Source organism: Wolbachia endosymbiont (group A) of Hedychridium roseum (genome assembly GCF_964028325.1).
Lineage (GTDB): Bacteria > Pseudomonadota > Alphaproteobacteria > Rickettsiales > Anaplasmataceae > Wolbachia.
The window spans coordinates 845685-862736 of the sequence record NZ_OZ034755.1 but is presented as its reverse complement, the minus strand read 5'-3'; the positions used below and the strand labels follow the sequence as shown (position 1 = coordinate 862736).

Here is a 17052-nt window from a genome sequence, read left to right as displayed (position 1 = left end):
TTTTTGTCTATAAGGCATAAAATACCTAAAAATGTTTGTTGTAATTCTATCAATACAATGTATTATGGAATACATTGTATTGATAGTGGGAAGATATGAGTCAATGTATTACTAATCAAATAAAAGAGCTTATCCCTCATTTAAAGGAAGTTAATAGTAAGCTACAAGGTGAATCTATAAAGCTCTTCAGTGACAAAGAATCTATAATAGTAGAAAGTCGTCAACCTGTTGTTGAAGAGATGCTAAAGCATCTAGAAAGTTCTTCCATCACTAACTGTAATACTATGATTGATGCAGAAACTGGGTTTGGCAAGACTTATGATATTGGATTGTGGAGTCATGCGCTAGCTCAAGCAGGATATCACCATTTAGTTGCAGTGCCAAATGGTAATTTAGTTGAGCAAGCTAAGAAAATGATAGATGGTGCATTTACTGTAGATGTTAAAACACCTAAAACTGTGCAAGAAATTAAAGATGCGCTGAAAGTCACTGAACCTACAACAATTATAGTAACACATGATCTGCTTTTACAGCAAGAGAATGATCGAAAATTTGAAGAGCAAAACGGTGAAAAGCCTAAATTGTGGGTTAGTGTTGATGAAGCAGATAGCATTAACAAGCAGCAGGCCTTTGAAAATATGTGCAAACTTGATGCGGAATATCCTACGACTTACCTAACCGCAACACCAAAGAAAAGGATCTTAAACAGATGTGGAAAAATTATCAGTCCTACAAGATCAAGTAGACGCTGCATTGCAGACACTATCAAAACAGTAAATGTTATTGCAAAAACTAATGAAAGAGAAAAATTCAATCGAGCATTCGTGGTGAATGTTGCTGCTACCATAATACCTTTAATTACATTATTCCCTATTATAAATAGTAATGTTGCTGCAATAATTGGTCTAACTTCAGATTATTGGCTGTATTCCGCTTTAATTAATAATCTATACTTTACAATTTCTTTCGTTATACTTTCTATAGTAATGTTGCCAATTTGGTGGGTGTTGACCAAAATAACTGGAGTAGAATCAAAAGAACTGCTCCTTAGGTTTGCTGCTAACGTGCGCAGCTTATTTACTAGGGAAAAGTCTAGTCCAGCTCATGAATATGTTGAAGAATGTGAAGAAGTTTTTAATTACAATAAACTTGTTGACTCTGATAATCTGCTGGAATCTGTAAGGTGGAACGTACAAAGCCCAATTGGGGAAAATGCTCTTATTCTAGTTGATGATGTGAATAGCATAATTAACCTTAGCTTTGCATTGCAAGGTAAGAATAATTTGGTATATGAAGATGGTACGCGTTATGAAGTTTATAATAAATTTCAGCCTGAAGGGATGTCGTACCAAGATTACAGACTCAAATTACGTCAATCAAACTTTATAAACTGCGTTAAAAAGCAACACCCTGGTCTAACGGAAGAACAGATATCTAAATTGAAAGACAAGGTAGATTTTAGCAATACTGCTAAGTATCTAGAATACAGAGTAATGCACTCAATGATTGATCTTACACTTTCGTATTTAGTGGAATGCGATAACACCGCTTTGGATAAACAAAGAGGAAAAGATTTAGGTGGATTAATAGAAGAGGTTAAAAATAAGGTTAGTACTGCTAATGATAGCAGCATTACAGATTTTCTAAAGAAAAAAGGTTTTAGTGAGAAATTCGCTAAGGATGAGCTTTTACCACAGATAAAGACAGTAATTAAAGCATTGAGTAAAAGCAATGATAAACAACGCAGTCTAATAGTTGATAACTGGCACTTAAGCAAGGAGTTACATAGTTTCATAGAACAACAGGGGGATGTACTACATAACCTAAACGACTTCTGCGAAAAAAATAAATGTATTTTTGCAGGATTTGGAAAAAATGATCTTGATATTAGACAAGATAAACCTTTCTTTAAAATCATGCATGATAGCAAAAGTCAATACGAAGCTGACTATTGTAATTGTGACCAAGGCGATTTAAATACATTAGCTAAATATGCGTTGACAACAATTATAGACGAATCAAAAAGTCGTGGTTTCGATAGTGAGTATAATCACGTTGTATCAATATTTACAGATTCAACTAGTCAGTTCAACAATCCAGCAGAAGCTTTGCAGAATTTGGGAAGAAATAGAGAACGCAATCCTAACAGGCAACCTTGGTTTTTTGCTGCTGGAGGTGAAAAAATTGAGTTATTTGTAGATAAAGTTTTAGCAAAATTAAAAAGCGCACCGCAGGATTTTTGTCAAAAGGTTTTATTTCCAGCCACTGATAGGTACAATAAACTAATAAAAAATAGAATGGGAATAGAGCTTGGAGAAAAAATAGAGATCTATATTAGCGAAAACATGGATGCACTAGGAAATATCGATGACGCAGCTCTGAAAAAATTTTCAAAGGATTTGATAAAAGAGGTGTATGAAAAAGTACATGATATAAATGATTTTGACGTAGGAAAGACAGAAGAAGATTTACGTAAGATTTTAAAAAGCACAGAAAAATATCTTTGTTCATATGAAGACAGAATTAAAAACAACGGTAAATTATCTTGCACACGCTCAGTTCTATTTTCTGTGGGAAGTGCTATTGTAAAGTCCATGTATTATCTATGGGCAGGATTTGACTATTTAGTCTTTTTAGCTAAAGCGTATAATGTAGGTAAGTCTGAAAATGCTGATGCAAAGGCATATGTACATATAATCAGAAACTGCTACTTTGAAAGTAGTGTGAAGGCTCAAAATATGTTAAGTCATGTATTAAAAATTGCCGGAGAAAATGATGATAGTTTTACACAAAATAGTTTGTACGAAGGCAATGGAGATAGGTGTAAAGAAAAAATCATCTCATATTTTCAATCCAAACAATATATATATGCATTAGATAAAACGATTTCTCGCATTGAAAATGAGCATTTAGCAGCAGTTTTGAAAGCCGTAGGTTGCAGAGATGATGCTAATAAAACAGCACAAGAAATTAAAGACTTTTTGTACGATTTAAAGAATTTAAGCTGCGCAGACTTTAGAAAAAAGCATTATTGTGGATGTTCATATAAAATGAGCAATTTATACAAGATCAATAATCAAATTAGTATGGTAATTGATGAAGTTATAGATTGCCATAAATGGCGTCATGGAGTAATTTCAAAGCGGGACAATCTTTTGAGAGGTTTTTTTCCAGAGTTGGAAGAAAATTTTGGTTTAGAACTTAAATTAAAAACTAACCATAATATTTTTAAAGTAAAAGTTAACAATAACTTTTCTGAATTGTATCGCAAGAACTGGAAAGAACATTCTAGACAAAGGATGGTCTTGGGTACAGCTATGCTATTTATCGGACTTATAGTTTCAGCGAAGCTTATATATGAAATATCATTAGGCCATACTATGCTATTGCCATCACTTTGCGGTTTCATAGCATTTGGACCGCTAGCATTTTTGTGTGGTGCATTATTATGTGGAATAACGACCTATTTAGTGAAAGGGACATTTTTTCTTTTTGGAATACCAATCCTGTTAGAGGGATTATCGAAATGCGTTTTTAGAAACGATTTAGTACAGGATTTATCAGAAACGACATTATCATTTGGTAATAGCGTTTTCTTCCAGGTTCCAAAAAGCATCTTACAATCATTTATATTTGAGGATGCAACAAAGTTTGACTCACTAAGTGATATAAATGGACTTACATTGATAAAAGAGCAAGATAAGGTAAAATGCATGAATGAAGTAGCTACTACTATAATTTCGGTACAAACAACAGTTGGTAAACAGCCAGATCTTACGTGTGTATTTGCTTGATTTCACTAGAAGATTTCTCAGATAAATATTGAGTCAAAATCTTGATGCCTTCATCAATTTCTTTCTCGGTGATAATTAGTGGAGGTAAAATTCTCACAACGTTATCTGATGTTACCCCAACAGTAAGCAAGCCGCGATAACTTAGCTCTTCTGCAAACTTTTTATTGTTTGCTTTCACCTTTATTCCAAGCATTAACCCTTTCCCTCTCACTTCTTCTATTATTGGAAATTTACTTGCTAAGTCTTCTAATTTATTTTTTAAATACTTACCTCTAATTTCAACATTTTTCAAAAAGCCAGGACTGAGCAATTCTTCGAGCACAGCATTACCTACTGAGGTTGCAAGCGGATTGCCACCAAAAGTGGAACCGTGCATACCGACCGCCATATACTTAGCAGCCTTTTCAGTTGCAAGACAAGCCCCTAGCGGAAAGCCTCCTCCTATTCCCTTTGCAAGAGCACATATATCAGGTTCCACTCCTATATGTTCGTATGCGAATAATTTTCCTGTCCTACCAGCACCGCATTGTACGCAATCAAAAAATAACAATATGTCATTTTCATCACACAGCTTTCTTAGTTCTTTCATAAAGACTTCATTCATTACTTTGATACCACCTTGCCCTTGTATTGGTTCTATTAATATAACGCCTATACCACTTGAAATTGCTTTCTTTACACTCTCAATATTGGGCTCGATATTATCACACCAATCAATACAGGGACTCAGTAATTCAGAAAATTTCTGTTTATCGTTTGCAGCACAAGTTAGGAAGGTTCTTCCATGAAATGCACCATGGAATGTTAAAATTCTGTGACGGTTTTTATTGCCTTTTCCGTTTTGATAGACCCTAGCAATCTTAAGCCCACATTCTACTGCCTCTGATCCAGAATTTGAGAAAAATACAGTGTCAGCGAAACTGTTGTTTATTAATTTTTCTGCAAAATTATTGGCAGCAGGTATATTATAGGTATTTGATATATGCCATAATTCTTCTCCTTGCAATTTTAGAGCACTAATTAATCGCGAATTGGTGTGACCTAAGCTACTAACGGCTATTCCAGAGTGAAAATCTACGTAGCGCTTACCGTCAATATCATACAAGTAAATACCTTTACCATAAGAAAAATTTATGTTAACAGGAGAATAAACTGGCAAAATAGGAGAAATTGTCATAAAATATTATATGCTAAATTTTATTATTAATAACATAAAAACCGTTGTTTCACAATAAGAAGAATATGTATAAGCTAGGTAAATCAATGTTTTCTGCGCTGGAGAAAAACAAATACACAAAAGTTATTGCATTACTCTCATCGATCTTTATGATTTTATTCAGTGTGATATATTGTAATTATTTACTAAGGAGTAATTTCCTTTCTTCTTACCGTGATTCAAGTGTAAACTTAAAAAGTATACTGGAAAATGGCATAATAAAAAAATACCATTATTTACTAATAGAAAAGCATCACATTAAATACAAAAATTTTGACTACATAAACCAACTGGTAAAACTGCGTGCTGAATTATTACAATCAGTGAGCAAAGTAAAGGATTTCAGCTTAATACTGTATGATCAAAACAGCAGAATAATATTCAGTAATTTTAACACTCAAGATTATGATTATGAACAGTTACTTACAAACGATGAAATTGATGAACTATTAAGTAACCAAGAAATATTTTATACTACAGGAAATACATTAACTTCTATTTTTCCTATATTCCATGAAAATAGCGTTAAACCTTCGTTTTTTTTGAAGATTCTTCGAAACTACAATAATTCTTATGTTATAGCATATGGCCTATTTTTAACATTTTTGGGCTTATTGTTAATAATTTTAATATTAATAATGTTCTATTTGCAATTTTCTAATACCCAAATGCTAGCCAAGCAACATAAAACTAATATTGAATTACAGCAGATAAAAGAGGCATTAGAGCAAGAAAATGCAAATAAGCTAAAATTTTTTGCAAGCGTTACACATGAATTACGCACACCTCTTAATGCTATTATTGGATTTGCGGAGTTGATCAAAAATGAAACTTTAGGTTCAATGGATAACTCTCAATACAAGGAGTATGCAGACGATATATATAATGCAGGAACACACTTACTTACCTTAATTAATGATGTGTTAGATTTTTCAAAAGCTGAATCAAGTAGTTTAACAGTAGAAAAAGTGAAGTTTAACCTGAACAAAATAATAGATTCATGCGTAAATATGCTATTACCTAAATTAAAAGAAGCCGGGATTAATTTAAAAAAAGAGACGACTAATAAACAATTATTAGTCATTGCAGATCCTAAGAGAATGAAACAAGTTATAATAAATTTATTATCAAACTCAATCAAGTTTACTCCCAAAGATGGTTTAATAAGAATGGTGATAAAAGAAAATATAGAAAAAAACTTATTAACTATTGAGTTTCATGACAATGGAATAGGAATAATGCAGCAGGATATATATAAAGTTATGTCTGTTTTTGGCCAAGCAGATTCGGGATATAGAAATGAAGGTACGGGCATCGGATTACCGCTAAGCAAGAAATTAGTAGAGTTAATGGGTGGAACTTTCGACATTAAAAGTGAAGCAAAACTTGGTACTACGATAACATTGAACTTCTTTTATGAAGAACAAACATGTGAAGATTCGATTGATTTTTAATAGGATCTATTTGATATTGTCTTGAAAACCACACTTTATCAAAAGCAGCAAGCCGAGAAGGTAGGTACCGTCTGGCTAGTCAACAAGAAAATTATAAAAATTGAATCTCAAGCTGTATTGTAAAATCAAAAAATACTTCTAACTGTGTAGCGGTATACAGATTATAGTTAGTGGATATGTTGATAAGTAAATTAGTTATACCAATTCCCGCTATACAAGTAACGGATAGACAATAATGGAAAAAAGCCATACTGGAGTAAGTAAAATAGCGAGGTTTAAATGGCATTAAGATCAAAATTATTGGATGAAAAAGTGAGCAAAAGAAATGCTGAAGAAAGTAAGAAATAATGCATATGTTGCAAAAAAACTAAATGCTGTAATTGCAGCAAAAAAGCATAGTATAACAGCCGTAGCAAAAATATGTTGCATTTCAAGAAAGGCACTTACTGCATGACCTAAAATTTGGCAGAGAAGAAAAATTATTTGCTCCACCTCAACGCCGTAGAAAAACTATATTGAACCAAAGTCAACGTGAACAAGTTGAGGTGTGGATAGAGGAAAACCCCAATATTACTATAAAAGAAATGAAAATAAGAATTCAGGAAAGGTTTGGTTTAGCAAGTCTACAGTACACCGTAATATGCAAAGAATGAAATTCTCATATATCACACCAAGACCAGTGCATAACGGACAAGATAAAAGTAAACAAGAGGAGTTTAAAAAAAAATCTTAATGAAACTATTGTCATGTATCCTGAAAAAGAGCTGTTTTTCTTCGATGAACCGCGGTTTGGCACACATTCAAAGATTGGACACGGGTGGTTTAAAAAAGGCATTAGGACACAGGTTAAGGTAAAACTAGGTAGGAAAATTTTTATCTCTATAGTGCACCAGAAATGGAGAGAGTTCTGGCTCAAACGTCAATACTGATTGTATGAATATATTCCTTGAGCAGATGTCACAATATTTAGGAACAAGGGAAGCATTTCTTATCATGGATTGTGCTAGTTGGCATAAGTCAAAAAATTTAAAGGTGCCTAAAAATATTGACATTATATACCTACCTCCATATTCACCTGACTGTTGAGAGGTTTTGGTTATACATAAAACAGAACATTTTGCGCAATAAAATCTATGATACAATTGCTCTGCTTGAGAGCGCTTTGTGCAAATTTATTGCCTCTCTTTCTCACTCCACAATTAAACAACTCTGCAATGCCTCTTATTTGATTCACTAATAATGAGAATTGGTATTAGAACAATTGGGGAGAAATCTTGATAGGTTAAAAGAACAAAACCCTAAGCCACGGAGTTTTATAAGTGAATCAGCTATATCTCAAGTTATTGATACTTTACATAAAGCAACTAAAAACCAGGCTGTTGGTTAGTACCGTTACAGATAGAAACATCGTAGAGCTTACTTGACACCATGTAAGCACCAACCCCGGCTATTAATGCAGACACAACTATTGCCAAAATGGGTAGTTGAACTGAATAACAGACCAAAGCTGTTGCTAGTGCAGCAACAATACCAACAGCAATTGCAATTTTTTGTTTTCTAGAAAATATTGGTGGCTCTTTTTGAGAATAAACACCAGAATTAAAAGTAGAACGTCCAGTTACCATAGGTTTTTTATCTGTGTACTAGTATCACTTATCTCATTCCTGTTTTCTTTAGCAGCATTACCTTTTGATTTTTCCTTACCATGCTGTTTTACAGTATCCTGATCATCTTTATTAGGCTTTTGTGCAACATACTCTTCTGTTATGCTGTCTTCCTTTTTCTTTACTTCAGTCGGTGCACTACTAACTCTGGATTCACCCCAAAGCTCTTGTTTTATAGCCTCTGTGTTTTCCCTGATATAGCGAAATATTCTGTATGACAAGATTTGCGATTTTTGAGATGATAGGTCTTTGACTACAGGATTATCTTCAAAACAAGAAATAATCTTATCGAATAAGTCATAATATCTAAGAGAACCATCTTCAATCTCAATAACAGGCCATCCTGTTCCCTGAGAGAACTCTTGCTCAACCTCACCTTCAGCAATAGTACCTTTAATGACAAGCTTTATATCTGGTATTCCAAGTATTTGAGGTATCACTTTGCTGCAAACTTGAATGCCCATTACACCAATTAGACCATTTCCTGCTATAATATCAGCAAGTGATCTAAGATCTTTATTCTGTTCTACTACCTCAAATAACTTTCTGTGGTACTCTATTGAGTCCTTTTGCTTCTCTAAAAACTTTTGTATAGAGGTGACAAATTTCTTATCATTTATGTGATGACCATGAAACTGCACGTCAATAAGACCTTCAGGAGTCTTACTAAAATTGTTACTAGCATAAATATTAGCCCCATATTTTATAAAAAGTCCTATTAAGTCAGTAAGTTGTTTTTTGAAAGCTTGTTCTCTTATGTCAAATGATTGACGAATAAGCTGATGTAAAACAGTATTTTCTTTATTATCTACCACTTCATTAATGTTTGCTCCATTTTCTAATAGAAGTTTTGCTGCCTCTACATTAAGACTCTCATCAGAATAACGGCACGCTATAGATAACAGGGTTCTTGAATCTGTAGCACCATCGTCTATTGCATTTGGATCTGCTCCAGCGTCTAACAATAACTTTACTACTTCTTTATTATTGTCTCCTTCGGTGTAAACAGCTTCACTTAGTGGAGTACTATTGTAGCTATCTCTTACATTAAGATCAGCCCCTTTCTCTAATAGACGTTGAACCAATGGCATACATGCAGTTTCTTTTTCTCTGCAATTAATTGCGCTATGTAATAGCGTCGTCTCCGTAGTGCCATACAAACCACCAGATAACTTGAACTTAAAACTTGGATCAAATTGACTACTTCCCCACTCTTCATATATAGTACTAAGATTTTCTCTTAACTGATTTTTTATTTCCTCATAAATTTCAGCATGACCAACCCTACCGGAATTAATGTTATCACTTATTTTTGCAATGATATTATTAAACTCTTTGAATTGAGACTCACGTGGTGCCATATTAATCTAACCCTAGGATAAAATTATTTAATTGTACAATAAAGCTAAAGGAAGTCAAGTCCAGCACTTATTCAGGAAACAATAGCTTAAAAAGAGACTTAGTGTTAAATTTCTAATAGATTACTTATAAAAATAAATCTTATGGAAAGCAGAGCTAAGGCTTGGTTCATTTGGCTGATCAGTAACTTGGTTGTTATATTCAGCAATATTCAGATAGTTTATACTTTTATAAGTGTGAATCTTGAAAAAGAACTTGGACTTACAATCGCGCAAGTTGCGCTAGCTAACTCAGTATATACTTGGACTTTTGCTATCTTACAATTTTTTAGTGGGGCAACGTTTAATGTTTTTTCCAGTAAAAAAATTTATTTTTTCTCGTTATCAACTATGATCTTGGGGTTTTTTGTCCTTATTAATAGTGATAATTTTTCCCATTTGATTTTATCTCAAGTATTGATTGCAACTGGAGCATCATTTGGTTTTATTGGTGCTGCTCATACAAGTAGCATATGTTTTTCCGTTGCCCAATTTGGATTAATGTTTTCACTAGTGCAGACAATTTCAAGTCTTTCCGCTTTGGTGATTCAAATGTTGTTCTCTAGCTTGCTTGCCGAAGGTGCAGATTGGAAGAATCTGATTGTATGCATAATACTATTTGGTGTGTTGATATTTGTACTTACGCTTTTTTGTCCAAACACACTTCCAGAAAGCAGTTCAGAAGAATGCACAATAAAAAGCTCTATAAGAACAGTAATGTGCTCTGTACTCACAGTGCTAAAATTAAGAGATATCTGGATAACTTCAGTGGTGGGTGCTATTACTTTTGGAACATTTTTAGCACTGAATACCTTGTGGACTCCAAGGTTACTGAGCAACTCAGAACTTGATGCAGTGGAGTCAGGTGTAGCAACCGCAATATTATGGCTTGGTCTTGCAGTTGGTGCTCCAATTGCAGATCGAATCTCAAATCTATTTAAAAATAGAAGGCATGTAATCTCTGCTTTTGCTCTGTTACAAGGTATTTCAATGATTATTTTGTTGTGCAGCCACTTAACAGTCCACGTTGTGTACTTTTGTATGTTAATGTTCGGGTTTTTTGCGGGAAGACATATGCTTAATTTTACTGTCGGCAGCGAGATTGTGAAACGAAAATACATTAGCACATCATCATCCATTATCAATGGGTTTATGTTTATTGTCAGCGGAATTATAGTGTCAATGCTAGCACTTTTTACAGATCATCAAATGGCGCTTTTTGCAATATTTGTAATGTTGGCAGTTGCTAGTATTTTAAATTATGCTACAGAAGAGACATACCCTAAAAAATAAAGTAGCTGAATCTCGAGTCGATTGCTATATTATATTTACGTATTGTAATATTTATCAATAATGGATCACGTTACAACAAAAGACACAACAGTAACTAAGGCAACGATAGCTGAAAATATAAACCAAGAAATAGGATTATCAAAGGAAGACTCTGCTTCGATAATAGATGATATATTGAACGAAATAAAGACAAGCTTGGTAAAGGATGGAATAGTAAAAATATCGTCATTTGGAACATTCTTGGTTAAGAAAAAGAAGGAAAGACCAGGAAATATACCAAATACATCAGAGAAAGTGATGATTCAGGCAAGAAATTCAATTTCTTTTAGGCCTTCAAAAATTATAAAAAAATTAATCAATAATTAATGAATAAGGAAAAATTATTTTATACGATTGGGGAAGTAGCTGAAGAGCTACATTTGGAACAGCATGTTTTAAGATTTTGGGAAGGTCAATTTCATCAAATTAAGCCTACAAAGCGTAAAGGAAGAAGGCTATATGATCTTAAGTGTATAGAGGCCATAAAGAAAGTAAAATACATGCTATATGATAAAGGATATACAATAAAAGGAGTGCAAAAAGAATTTGGTAATGATATAAAAGTCAATCTTGATCCAAAGAATTTGTTGCAAGAACTTACCGATTTGAGGGATTATTTAACTAGTAAAATAAATAACGAGGAAAGTAACGAACAGGCGTGAAACACTACGTCTCGCTAAAATTTTGGAGTTTTGTGAGAGTTGATATATCTAAAATGTGGCATATAGCTTCATTTCTTATATTATTAGCAATATTAATAGGCTGTGGCCTGCAAAAACCTGCACCTGTGCTGCTTAAAGGCGAAGAATTTTACGGAAAAAGAGAGCTGGAATATACAAGAGAGTACCATTTAATTAGGGAGCCTTTAATAAAAAAAGAAAATAGAAAAGCCATCATAAACAGGATATACAAAGATAACAATAATGCACAAAACGTGGGGGTAAATTGCAAATTTGTAATGCCAGTTAAAGGTACAGTTATTTCAGCTACCTCTTCTGATGAAATGTGTAAGAATGGCATAAAAATTGCTGCTCAAAATGGAACGAATGTAGTTGCCTCTGCACCCGGCAAAGTGGTATATGTAGGCAAAGGGCTGAGATGGTATGGAAATTTAATTATAGTAGAACACAAAGATAATTACATGACTGTGTACTCCTATTTAAAAAACATACATGTTGAAATTGGTGATAAAGTAAAGCAAGGTCAAGTGATTGGATCTGCAGGTAAATCAAGCACACAAGATAAAGATCCACAGATGTGTTTCACAATACGGCATAATGGCCAAGCGGTTGATCCTTTGATGCATGTGAACTGTAATTGAATTTGGATTTATATGAAATATGATTTTAAAAGTGTTGAAAAATTTTATCAAGATAAATGGGATTTTTCTGTAAGCAAGAATAGTGAACAAGAGAAATGTTACGTATTGGAGATGTTTCCATATCCATCCGGTAAAATTCATATGGGGCACTTACGTAACTATGCAATAGGGGATGTGATAGCGCGTTACAAGAGAGCTCGTGGATTTGAGGTTTTGCATCCAATTGGCTGGGATGCGTTTGGATTACCAGCTGAAAATGCAGCAAGGGACAATAATATTAGCCCTGAAACATGGACAAAAGAGAATATAGATAATATGCGTACACAGTTGAAATCTATAGGTCTTTCTTATAATTGGGAGCGTGAACTCTCCACATGTGAGCCTGATTACTACAAACACGAACAAAAATTTTTCCTGGATTTTTTAAAGCATGGGCTTGCCTATCGAAAAGAGTCATGGGTTAACTGGGATCCAGTGGACCAAACAGTGCTTGCAAATGAACAGGTGGTTGATGGAAAAGGGTGGCGATCAGGTGCAGTTGTTGAAAAACGTAAGTTGTCCCAATGGTTTTTAAAGATTACTGATTTCGCTGAAGACTTACTCAAGTGCCTGCAAAGTTTGAAAAATTGGCCAGAAAAAGTCAAAACAATGCAGGAGCGTTGGATAGGAAAATCTGAAGGAGCAACTATAGAGTTTGAAGTAGTTGGCTTAAATAAGAAATTGAAGGTTTTTACAACTTATCCTCATACTTTATTTGGGGCTTCTTTTTGTGCAGTGGCAGCAGAGCACCCTATTGTGCAGGATTTAAAAAATAAAGAAATACAGGACTTTATCGATAACATAAAAACAAATGGGGAGAATGATGAAAAAATAGGAGTTTACACCGGATTAAACGTTAAGCATCCATTTCTTGATAAGGAATTGCCGCTTTACATAGCGAATTTTGTGTTGATGGAATATGGGGAAGGTGCGATTTTTGGTTGCCCTGCACATGATCAGCGTGATTTTGAATTTGCACAGAAATATAATTTGCCGATTATTCCCGTTATTTCTTCAGCCCACTTAGGTGTCATTCCAGCGCGTGACGCTGGAATCCAGAATTCTTACAATGGATCCCAGTGTCGAAGCACTGGGATGACAAAGGAGGCGTATACTGGCGATGGGGTAATGTTCAATTCTGAATTCTTAAACGGATTAACGGTAAGTAGAGCAAAGGAAGTAATCATTAAAAAGCTCAAAGAAAAAGGGATAGGTGAGAAAACAACAAACTATCGTTTACATGATTGGGGAATTTCGAGACAACGTTATTGGGGATGCCCTATACCTATAATATATTGTAAAGATTGTGGAACTGTGCAAGTGCCAGAAAAAGACCTTCCTGTAGTTCTACCTGCAGATGTAGAATTTACAAGTGGTGGCAATCCGCTGGATAAGCACCCAACTTGGAAGTTCGTTGATTGCCCAAAATGTGGAAAGCAAGCAGAGCGTGAAACTGATACATTCGACACCTTTTTTGAGTCTTCCTGGTATTTTGCTGCATTCTGTAGTGAAGATAAATCAATAGACAAAGATGCATGTAATCGTTTTATGCCTGTTGATTATTATATAGGTGGGATAGAACATGCAATTCTGCATTTGCTTTACTCACGATTTTTCTGCCGTGCTTTAACCAAATGTGGCTATTTTGCTATTAAAGAGCCTTTCTCTACTTTAATCACTCAAGGAATGGTCTGCCATGCAACTTATAAAGACGAAAATGGTAAGTGGCTATTTCCCGCAGAAGCAAAAGAGTTGATTGCACAAGGAGCTAAGGTTCAAGTGGGCAAAGTTGAAAAAATGAGCAAGTCGAAAAAGAACACAGTTGATCCAAATTTTATCATAGAAAAGTATGGTGCTGATACTGCTCGCTTGTTTGTGTTGTCCGACACTCCTCCAGAAAAAGATATGGAATGGTCCGATGATGGCGTGGAAGGTTGTTCTCGTTATGTAAATAAATTGTGGCGTATGGTCATGCAGCTGAGACCTGTAAATATACACTATGATAATGAAAGTATTACGGGTGGACTTCTAGAGTACAGAAAAAAAATTCATAAACTCTTACACGGACTTACAGATGACTTGGAAAACTGCAGATTAAACTGTGTAGTGGCAAAATTTCGTGAGATGACGAACTTAATAGCTGAAATAGATGTAAAAACTGGAAAATCTCTTATTGATGAAGGTATATGTATACTAATCAGAGTAATTGAACCGTTCATGCCACATCTAGCTGAAAGCCTATGGCAAGAAATAGGAGGTCAACCTTGGCCAAAAGCTGATGAATCATTATTAGTTGACGATACGGTAACTATAGCAGTGCAAATCAATGGAAAATTACGCACAATAATAAAGGTAGCAATTAACTTACCTCAAGAAGAATTGAAGAAAATAGCGATAGACTCTGTGTCCAGTAAGATCGGTCAAAGCAAAGTTCGCACTGTATATGCTGTACCAAATAAGATAGTAAATATAGTTATATAAAAAATCCGAGTGTATCTGTTCAGGCAATGGCGTCAACTTAAGGGAAAATATCAGTGATAGTGTATAAAATTTCTCTCTAAAATTTTTACTATTAAATTACCCAAAAGCTGCAATAAACAGCACTTTTGTTTCTGTTTTATAGTATTTTCAAAAGCGAATGATAAAGGTATAATATATTCTATACTGAGAATATGCACGAGCTCCAAGAGGAGAAAAAATATATGCTGATGTTCCAGGAAAAAAGCGGGAAAGAGTGAGTATAATAGGTGGATGGATTAAAAAGAAGTTTATTGCACCAATGACCTTCACAGGAGGGTGTAATAAAGATGTATTTAATGTATGGTTAGAGCGAACCACAATTGCAGCGTAATACAACCATAGTTATGGATAATGCTACATTCCATAAAACTCCCAAAACAAAGTCATTAATAGAGTCTTTTGGCTGTCATTTGCTTTATCTTCCAACATATTCACCTGATCTAAATCCGATAGAGCATTGTTGGCACATCATCAAAAGTCGCCTCAGACCTCTAATGCATCAATGTACAGACTTACACCTTTTAGTTGGTAATACCATTTTAGACGTTTATCATTCGTTTTAGAAAATACTATAACTGCTAACATTGTTTGCTTTTATGCCTTGCCTCAGGCAACATATCTTTGCTTAGAAAGAAAGCAATAGCTCTTGCATCATGCTTGTCTGTTTTGTGTATAGAGCGGCGCACAACTTCAAACTGTCCGGTAGCGACTATTACCACACGCTTAACGTAAGGTGAAGCTGCATCATAAAAGAAACAGCTATTGCCTGTTGCTTCTATAGCCACTTTATCTGTTTCTTGAAGATTTTCGATAAAATTATCCAAGTCTTTTAAGCAAAACGTTTGAATATACTCTGGCTTCCCTTCTTGCAGATAACAAGCAGTAAAGCTATTAGTATAACTCCAATGTGACGCATTTTTTCCTCCAATTGCATATTTCAATATATCAGAGTACCGGTTGTTCCAAACTCCTATACGAGGTCATCACATTTTGTGAGCCTCGCCGGTGGCAGAATCTGGGTCACGAGGTCTTCTTCCTACACTCCATGTAAGAGAAGAAAGTGCCTCAAAAGAAGTACCAACCTGCCACCTATCCACTCTGAAAAGTTATTATCTTCTCTTGCTTTCAACCAAGCAATACTTATTCATATCATCTGGGTAAGGTCACAGTCATATAATAAAAGACCAAGGACGTAAGTATTTCTTTCCTTTTGCAGAAGAATATTGTCACTTATTTACTTAACAATTCAAAAAACTTGAAAGAATAAAGATAGCTATTGAAATTATCTTGATTTACATCAGTTATCCAAGTTTGACATTGAATACTTAACACTTCCTCTATTAACGCCTTTCTGTAATGTTTATCCAGATGAGACATTATATCATCAAGTAGAAGAAGTGGTGCCTTATTGTAATGAATACACCTTGCTTTTACACTGGATAAAATAATAGAAAGCAGTAATAACTTTTGTTCTCCAGTGGAGCACAGATTTATTGGTACGTTTCTTTTTTGACAAAAAACCCGAAAATTATCGTTATGCACACCAAGGGTTACTCTACCAGTCAATGAATCTTTTTCTCTGTTTTCCTTTAGACGATTCTGAAAATATTCTGCAGTATCGTCCAAAGTTAGCTGGCTGCTGAATTTCAAACTTGCCTTCGGAAAAAGCTTACTGGAATGGTTATCAATTGTATCTTGTAATATTTTTAAAACAGACGATCGCATATGTAAAATACTAACTGCATTAACGGCCATTATGTTTTCAAGACTAGAGAACCAGTTTTTGTTCAAAATGTTCTCCCTCAATAGTTTACTTCGCTCATGTTTAGCTTTTCTATATTTCATGTAGCAGCAAGTGTAATTTTCTTCAAACAGTGAAACTATACGGTCTAAAAATTTTAATCTGTCACTTGGAGAATTAAGAAGAACATAGTCCATTTGTGGAATCAGCCATATTACATTGGATATCTTATACAGAGATGAATAACTTGATTGCGTTTTTCCATCAATTTGTATTAGTTTCTTATCAAAACTCTTTGCGATACCAATTGAATTAAAATCCGTTCCATTAAAAAAATCATAGTGCACTACCCAATCTTCATTACTGAATCTATTTTGTATCTCACTGGCTTTTGCTTTTTTCATTCCATTGCTTTTAGCAAGCAACGAGATTGCTTCAAGTATATTAGTTTTACCAATACCATTTTCGCCAGTTATTACAACTGAGCTATCATCTGAATCCAGTTCAAAGTTTGAGTGGCTACGAAAATTATGTAATTTCAGCTTTTTTATGTAGCAATGGGTAGCCATTAACC

11 protein-coding genes and 3 pseudogenes are annotated in these 17052 nt (G+C 34.3%); 9 read left to right on the top strand and 5 right to left on the bottom strand.

The genetic code is table 11. The features are described from left to right. Positions 1 to 95: 95 nt before the first annotated feature. Entirely contained in the window at positions 96 to 3794 is a 3699-nt protein-coding gene (locus ABWU23_RS04140; RefSeq protein ID WP_353270841.1) for a DEAD/DEAH box helicase family protein, read from the top strand. On the opposite strand, the gene ABWU23_RS04135 is transcribed toward ABWU23_RS04140, so the two are convergent. After that, positions 3775 to 4971: an aspartate aminotransferase family protein gene (locus ABWU23_RS04135; RefSeq protein ID WP_265045348.1), complete on the bottom strand. Its 1197-nt coding sequence runs from the start codon at positions 4969 to 4971 to the stop codon at positions 3775 to 3777. The genes ABWU23_RS04140 and ABWU23_RS04135 overlap by 20 nt on opposite strands. A gap of 65 nt (positions 4972 to 5036) precedes the next feature. Between ABWU23_RS04135 and ABWU23_RS04130 the strand changes: the two genes are divergently transcribed. Continuing rightward, positions 5037 to 6464, top strand: a complete 1428-nt coding sequence (locus ABWU23_RS04130) for a sensor histidine kinase (RefSeq protein WP_264688069.1) — start codon at positions 5037 to 5039, stop codon at positions 6462 to 6464. Between the two features lie 279 nt (positions 6465 to 6743). Beyond that, positions 6744 to 7701, top strand: a pseudogene (locus ABWU23_RS04125) (IS630 family transposase). A gap of 127 nt (positions 7702 to 7828) precedes the next feature. Here ABWU23_RS04125 and ABWU23_RS04120 read toward each other — a convergent pair. Continuing rightward, entirely contained in the window at positions 7829 to 8089 is a 261-nt protein-coding gene (locus ABWU23_RS04120; protein ID WP_265016505.1) for a hypothetical protein, read from the bottom strand. Further along, on the bottom strand, positions 8083 to 9489 hold the full coding sequence (locus ABWU23_RS04115; RefSeq protein ID WP_353270840.1) for an ankyrin repeat domain-containing protein: 1407 nt from the start codon (positions 9487 to 9489) through the stop codon (positions 8083 to 8085). The genes ABWU23_RS04120 and ABWU23_RS04115 overlap by 7 nt, the downstream gene beginning before the upstream one ends. Before the next feature lie 141 nt (positions 9490 to 9630). Here ABWU23_RS04115 and ABWU23_RS04110 point away from each other — a divergent pair, with 141 nt between their 5' ends. From ABWU23_RS04110 to ABWU23_RS04085, 6 genes and pseudogenes are all read left to right on the top strand, one after another. Beyond that, the gene (locus ABWU23_RS04110) at positions 9631 to 10818 is read left to right on the top strand and encodes an MFS transporter (protein ID WP_353270839.1); all 1188 of its coding nucleotides are present in this window, start codon (positions 9631 to 9633) and stop codon (positions 10816 to 10818) included. Between the two features lie 60 nt (positions 10819 to 10878). Continuing rightward, positions 10879 to 11184, top strand: coding sequence for an integration host factor subunit alpha (locus ABWU23_RS04105; RefSeq protein WP_253307244.1), 306 nt, complete (start codon positions 10879 to 10881; stop codon positions 11182 to 11184). Further along, positions 11184 to 11519 (top strand): MerR family transcriptional regulator, encoded by a 336-nt coding sequence (locus tag ABWU23_RS04100; protein WP_253307245.1) that lies wholly within the window; start codon positions 11184 to 11186, stop codon positions 11517 to 11519. The genes ABWU23_RS04105 and ABWU23_RS04100 overlap by 1 nt, the downstream gene beginning before the upstream one ends. 53 nt (positions 11520 to 11572) lie before the next feature. Continuing rightward, the gene (locus ABWU23_RS04095; RefSeq protein ID WP_353271041.1) at positions 11573 to 12178 is read left to right on the top strand and encodes a murein hydrolase activator EnvC family protein; all 606 of its coding nucleotides are present in this window, start codon (positions 11573 to 11575) and stop codon (positions 12176 to 12178) included. Positions 12179 to 12190: 12 nt separating this feature from the next. Continuing rightward, the gene (leuS, locus tag ABWU23_RS04090) at positions 12191 to 14698 is read left to right on the top strand and encodes a leucine--tRNA ligase (RefSeq protein ID WP_353270838.1); all 2508 of its coding nucleotides are present in this window, start codon (positions 12191 to 12193) and stop codon (positions 14696 to 14698) included. A gap of 217 nt (positions 14699 to 14915) precedes the next feature. After that, positions 14916 to 15300 (top strand): annotated as a pseudogene (locus ABWU23_RS04085) (transposase). 18 nt (positions 15301 to 15318) lie between these two features. Here ABWU23_RS04085 and ABWU23_RS04080 read toward each other — a convergent pair. Then, a pseudogene (locus ABWU23_RS04080) lies at positions 15319 to 15666 on the bottom strand (IS110 family transposase); the annotation flags it as partial. A 301-nt stretch (positions 15667 to 15967) separates the two neighbouring features. Next, on the bottom strand, positions 15968 to 17047 hold the full coding sequence (gene recF, locus ABWU23_RS04075) for a DNA replication/repair protein RecF (RefSeq protein WP_264328634.1): 1080 nt from the start codon (positions 17045 to 17047) through the stop codon (positions 15968 to 15970). Between the last annotated feature and the right edge of the window lie 5 nt (positions 17048 to 17052).

Coding starts and splice junctions, on each gene's coding strand:
- ABWU23_RS04140 (WP_353270841.1), top strand. CDS start 96: ATGAGTCAATGTATTACTAATCAAATAAAAGAGCTTATCCCTCATTTA.
- ABWU23_RS04135 (WP_265045348.1), bottom strand. CDS start 4,971: ATGACAATTTCTCCTATTTTGCCAGTTTATTCTCCTGTTAACATAAAT.
- ABWU23_RS04130 (WP_264688069.1), top strand. CDS start 5,037: ATGTATAAGCTAGGTAAATCAATGTTTTCTGCGCTGGAGAAAAACAAA.
- ABWU23_RS04120 (WP_265016505.1), bottom strand. CDS start 8,089: ATGGTAACTGGACGTTCTACTTTTAATTCTGGTGTTTATTCTCAAAAA.
- ABWU23_RS04115 (WP_353270840.1), bottom strand. CDS start 9,489: ATGGCACCACGTGAGTCTCAATTCAAAGAGTTTAATAATATCATTGCA.
- ABWU23_RS04110 (WP_353270839.1), top strand. CDS start 9,631: ATGGAAAGCAGAGCTAAGGCTTGGTTCATTTGGCTGATCAGTAACTTG.
- ABWU23_RS04105 (WP_253307244.1), top strand. CDS start 10,879: ATGGATCACGTTACAACAAAAGACACAACAGTAACTAAGGCAACGATA.
- ABWU23_RS04100 (WP_253307245.1), top strand. CDS start 11,184: ATGAATAAGGAAAAATTATTTTATACGATTGGGGAAGTAGCTGAAGAG.
- ABWU23_RS04095 (WP_353271041.1), top strand. CDS start 11,573: ATGTGGCATATAGCTTCATTTCTTATATTATTAGCAATATTAATAGGC.
- leuS (WP_353270838.1), top strand. CDS start 12,191: ATGAAATATGATTTTAAAAGTGTTGAAAAATTTTATCAAGATAAATGG.
- recF (WP_264328634.1), bottom strand. CDS start 17,047: ATGGCTACCCATTGCTACATAAAAAAGCTGAAATTACATAATTTTCGT.